General features: G+C 46.5%; 5 protein-coding genes. 1 reads left to right on the forward strand and 4 read right to left on the reverse strand.

The genetic code is table 11. The annotated features are described in order from the left end of the window. The coding region (locus AB7S66_RS11130) for a hypothetical protein (RefSeq protein WP_428520010.1) at positions 1–452 on the forward strand (452 nt) is incomplete at its 5' end. 78 nt (positions 453–530) lie between these two features. Here the strand turns inward: AB7S66_RS11130 and AB7S66_RS11135 are convergent. From AB7S66_RS11135 to AB7S66_RS11150, 4 genes are all read right to left on the reverse strand, one after another. Beyond that, the gene (locus tag AB7S66_RS11135; protein WP_428520012.1) at positions 531–1,628 is read right to left on the reverse strand and encodes an ABC transporter permease; all 1,098 of its coding nucleotides are present in this window, start codon (positions 1,626–1,628) and stop codon (positions 531–533) included. A 1-nt stretch (position 1,629) separates the two neighbouring features. Then, positions 1,630–2,715: an ABC transporter permease gene (locus AB7S66_RS11140; protein ID WP_428520014.1), complete on the reverse strand. Its 1,086-nt coding sequence runs from the start codon at positions 2,713–2,715 to the stop codon at positions 1,630–1,632. Continuing rightward, positions 2,712–4,196, reverse strand: a complete 1,485-nt coding sequence (locus AB7S66_RS11145) for a sugar ABC transporter ATP-binding protein (RefSeq protein WP_428520016.1) — start codon at positions 4,194–4,196, stop codon at positions 2,712–2,714. The genes AB7S66_RS11140 and AB7S66_RS11145 overlap by 4 nt, the downstream gene beginning before the upstream one ends. Positions 4,197–4,327: 131 nt before the next feature. Next, positions 4,328–5,290, reverse strand: a 963-nt coding sequence (locus AB7S66_RS11150) for a substrate-binding domain-containing protein (protein WP_428520018.1), incomplete at its 5' end; no start/stop codon positions are given.

The following is a 5,290-nucleotide window of genomic DNA, read 5'->3' on the forward strand; positions in this document are numbered from 1 at the left end:
AAAAATTTAGGGAAGTAAGGAAGGATAATAGAAATACAACTATCTATATCTGGGTGGATTGGGACAGGTATCAACGCAACGATAATACAGACATGGATAATTATCGGAGAAAATCCATCGACATCCCAGATTTCCTTTTTTCTCATATGAACTTTGAAGATTTTCTTTCCATGCATCTTGATCGATCGGAGATGCAGAGATGGTGGACATCATGTGTCAGTAGGAATCACTTCACCACACCCTTGCATAGCAATGAGTACATGCCTTTATTCAAGGCTTTCATCGGAGGAAACTATACCAAAGGAGACATGCCTATAGCTATCAACTACAACCTTCTCAAGAATTTGCGAACTCACCAAGATGATCCATCAGTGCCCTTCAAATGTGATTTTGCGAGGGAGCTGTTTCTATTGATGGATGAAGAAGCGTTAGAAGAGGATCAAAATAACTGACACATTCCCCCTCCGAAACAATTCTTTGGGGGAAAACAAATGATTACCAACTGATACCCAAGCAATCCTCTGTTGCCTTTACGGCTCCCTAGGGTCTTCACTCTGTTCCTTCCCTGACAGTCGTAGCCAAGGCGGAAGAGCTATACTGAATTTCCTCCTGTCACGGAGCGACATGATTACGCTTTGCAACATAATGAAGAAATACAGAAGGAGTCCGCTTACCATCGCTTGCCAGTTGGATTGAACGCCTGCTGCTCTAATCAGCTCATTAATGATCAAAAGGATCAATGTACCTATTGGAGCCCCAAGCAAGTTGCCTACCCCACCGTTAAGCAGTGTACCGCCTATGATAGCCGATGCTATCGCTTTCATTTCAGCACCTGCGGCATTCCCGACATTGCCTGCTCCTGTGGTCATGATGTAGACAAAACCTGCAATACCGGCGGTCAACCCACTAATCACATAGGTGATGAATATTGTTCTCTTTACATTGATGCCGAGCATCATGGCACTATGGGTATTTCCACCGACGGCGTAGACATTCCGCCCAAAACGTGACCATTTCATCAGGGATGCAAGAATGACGAGAAGGACAATAAAGATCAGCGTACCTGGTTTTATTTCACACGGAATAAAAACCCCCAGTCTGTTTCTAGTACCAAGCCATGTAATCACGATATCAAAATCCCTCAAACTCACGAATGCAGGCATGGTTACGTTGATCGGATCCTTATGGAGTGTAGTCAGGAGCCCCTGTGCCAAGAACAACCCAGAGAGCGTAATGATAAACGGTTGTATCTCAAGATAGGCAATAAGATATCCTTGCATAATTCCAAATGCAATACCGATACCCAGCGCAACAAGGATGGCTCCCCCTATGCTTCCCATCCTGGATTCCAGAAAGACTGCACAAGCCATTGTTACCAACCCGGTCACCGAACCGATAGAGATATCGATACCTCCTCCGATCATGACGATACATAAGCCGAGGGTCATGATGATCAGTGGTGCATTGAGGTTGAACAGGTCGAAAAATGTCTGAAATTGCAGAAAACTATTGGGAAAAGTGATGATTGCAAACAGGTACATCAGTACAAAGATGACCGCAGCTATAAGAAACAGAATATTTGAATTTGATAGTCTTGCCTTTGGTTTGATTACGTTCACAGATGCCATCCTATTCCCCCTGCTTCCTAACTATATTTGTGGTGGAAATATTTCCCTTATCTTGGCTTGATGCAAGTCTCCAGGAGCGGAACCTGTCCAGATTCTTACTCATGAAAGCCCTGACCACCGGTGAGGCAACCACCATAAGAAGAATAATAAAAACGGCCTTGAAGACCTTGATCATCGCTGGGTCTATCTCCAGCCTGAGCAGGGTCCTGTTCAGCATCTCTATCGTATAGGCGCCAATGATGGAACCGGTAATGCTGAATTTTCCTCCGCCCAAAGAGTTTCCACCGATAGCTACGGCGAGAATCGCATCCATCATGATCAGTTTGAGCAAGTTGACGCTGTCATGACGACCTGCCTTGTTCACGGCAATAAAGCCGGCAACCGCAGTACAGATTCCCATGATCAAGAAGGTCAAAAATATGATTTTCTTCGGGTTGATACCATTCAGACGTGCTGCGTTCGGGTTTATTCCTACAGTCTCTACATAGAGTCTGAGATTCGTGGTCCTGAATACCACTGCCACGATAGCGATAAAGACAGCCGTAAGGATTATTGCTGTCTGCACTGGGACGCCTGGTATCACCGTGCCTATTTTATTCGATATATCATTAGCCAGGATGGGAGAAAGTTTCCCGTCAATCATGAAGGCTATGGACCGGCCACCGGTAAAGAGTATGAGGGATGCAACCATTGGTTGAACCTTGAATACAGAAACCAGGGTACCGTTGAATGCGCCAAGAAGCAGACCTGCAACGCAACTCAAGAGGAAGCCCACAATGATGGTAAACAACGTGACCTCACTGGCATGAAGGACATACTGGACAAATACAGCGGAAGTAATGGTGGCACTTACCCCGATGCTGATATCCTGCCCTCTTGATGATGCAGTTACCAACGTCATGCCTATGGAGAGAATGACCAACTCAGAAGCACCGAAGAGGATATTCGGTATATTCCCGTAGATTGCTCCGTTTACCATGCTGATGGCGAAATAATCGGCACCCTTTATCAGATTGATGACTATGAGTAGTGCCATCACCGAGAGAGGAAGAGCCAGGTGAGAAACGTTCTTTTTCATGTTGCTCATTTCTTCTTTCCCCCCTGTGCTATTACGTTCATAACATTGTTCTCCGTCAAATCAGTTCCCCTGAGTTCCCCGACTATTTCACGGTCTTTCATGACTATCAATCGGGAACAGGTTCGAAGCATCTCCTCAATTTCTGAAGAGATGAACGTAAGGCTCATACCTTTGGATGCAAGATCAAGCACCAGTTTCTGGATCTCAACCTTGGTTCCAACATCAATACCACGGGTTGGTTCATCCAGGATCAAATACTCTGGGTTGGTGAGCAGCCAGCGAGCCAGTATGACTTTCTGCTGATTGCCTCCAGAAAGGGATTTGATCGGTGTATTGGAGGTTGGTGTTTTGATGTTCAGCTTCTTGATATATTCGTCGGCAAAGAGTTCCGCCTGTTTTCTTGAAAATGGTTTGAAGAAACCTTTCAAGACCTGCAGGGTAAGGATAATATTGTCTCGTACCGACAAATCTTCGAAAATGCCATCGCCCTTGCGATCTTCTGGCAAATAGCCTATTCCATGTTTTATTGCGTGCAGGGGTGTCTTGATTTTCACCCGCTTGCCTTTCATCCTTACTTCACCACCAGTTACCTTGTCTGCGGCGAAAATGGCACGGACGCTTTCACTGCGTCCGGAGCCGAGCAGGCCTGCAAACCCGTTCACTTCTCCTTTTTGTATGGCGAAGTTGAAGGGTTTTACCCCTGCAGCACTTGAAAGCCCTATCCCTTCAAAGACAGGGATGGAAGTATCAGATACGATCGGCTCATGTTTCTTTAGTTTCGTAACATCCTCGAGCACGTTACCCAGCATCTTTGAGATGAGCTCGATCTGGGGAAGTGAGTTTGTTTCATATTCACCGACCAGCTTCCCATTGCGAAGTACCGTGATCCTGTCACTGACTTCATACACTTGTTCGAGAAAGTGTGTGATAAAGATGATTCCGACTCCCCGCTCTTTCAGCTCACGCATGAGTGCAAAGAGCTTATGTACCTCGTCTTCATCAAGGGAGGATGTTGGCTCGTCCAGTATGAGAATCTTGCAGTCCATATCCACTGCACGTGCGATGGCAATCATTTGCTGTACGGCAATCGAACAGCTCGAAAGTTCCTGGACAGGACTTGCAGGAATACCGAGGGAATCGAGCAACTGGGCTGCCTTTTCGTTCATCTGCTTCCAATTAACAAATGGGCTGTGACTACGGCCGATAAACATGTTCTCAGCGACAGTCAAATTGGGACACAGCATTATTTCCTGATAGACGGTACCTATTCCCTTGTTTTGCGCTTCCTGCGGAGCCTTAAAGTGAATAGGTTCTCCCTGTAAGGTAATCAGGCCGGCGTCTTTTTCGTAGACTCCGGTAATGACTTTGATGAGTGTAGACTTACCCGCCCCGTTTTCGCCCATGAGTGCATGGATTTCACCTTTTCGGAGCTTGAAGTCTACGCAATCCAGAGCTTTGACGCCAGGAAATGATTTACTGATATCCTTCATTTCAAGTATGGTTTCTGACAACAATCAAAGGTCTCCTTTTACTGATACGGTACGAGCTAACTGCGGTGCGGCATGCAGATTTATTTCTGCGCACCGCACTGCAAATACTACATTATTGTGATTACAAATACTTACCTTGTGATTACGCCTTTACCTGGATCGGCATTGATTCCCCATTTCTCGATGATTTCATCAGTAATCGTGTCAGTGGTTACGAGCAACTCTTCCTGGTAGACTATGCCGCTTGGCATATTTCCACTCTTGATCCATTCAGAAATCTGAGCAGCCTGACGTGGGTTACATTGCATATCAGCATCCCAGTAACCAGCCTGGACGTTTCTGAGCGCAAAGCGGTTGAAGTCAAATCCAATTACCTTGACCTTGCCGCCCTTGCCATGGGTGATTCCAGCTGCTTCAAGTGCCTGCACGGCTCCTTGTGCCATACCATCATTCTGAGCGTAGATGACGTTGAAATCCTTGCCTGCTGCAATTGCTGCTTCAACAACTTTACGGGCTTCTTCAAGGCTCCAGCTGTCTCCACCGGTTCCATCGGCAACTATGTTGAGTTTGCCTGCTTTTGCTGCGTCCAGTACTGCTGCACTTCGGCCGATTTCAGCTGCAGAACCCATCTGTCCGCGAATAAGGATCAGGTTGATCTCATCCAGATCAAGTCCCAATACCCATTCCACTGCCTTCTTGCCTTCATAGGCCATATCCGAGAGGATTGCTGCCTGGTAATTGGAAGGGTCAGTGTCAATTGCGCGGTCAAAGAGAATTACCTGAATTCCTGCATCCTTGGCAGATTTCAAGGTGTCATCCCATCCAGAAGCGTTTGCTGCTGAGATCAAAAGGTAGTCCACTCCATCTCGGATGTAACCTTTTGCTGCAGCAATCTGCTCGCTGTTGTCCATGGTGTTGGTCTGTTTTGCGTCATAGCCGTTTGCTGCTGAGAATACAGCATTCATGTCTTCAACATTAGCCTGACGATATCCGGATTCTTCTGGGGGAAGGTTTACAATACCAACCTTAATCAGACCAGTTTCTTGCACACCAGCGGCGAACAGAGCGCCCGATCCCAGTACAACCAGAACCAA

The organism is Sphaerochaeta sp. (assembly GCF_050178175.1).
Lineage (GTDB): Bacteria > Spirochaetota > Spirochaetia > Sphaerochaetales > Sphaerochaetaceae > Sphaerochaeta.

Excerpts from the sequence above, each read along its gene's own strand:
- AB7S66_RS11135 (WP_428520012.1), bottom strand. The coding sequence starts at position 1,628 with ATGGCATCTGTGAACGTAATCAAACCAAAGGCAAGACTATCAAATTCA.
- AB7S66_RS11140 (WP_428520014.1), bottom strand. The coding sequence starts at position 2,715 with ATGAGCAACATGAAAAAGAACGTTTCTCACCTGGCTCTTCCTCTCTCG.
- AB7S66_RS11145 (WP_428520016.1), bottom strand. The coding sequence starts at position 4,196 with ATGAAGGATATCAGTAAATCATTTCCTGGCGTCAAAGCTCTGGATTGC.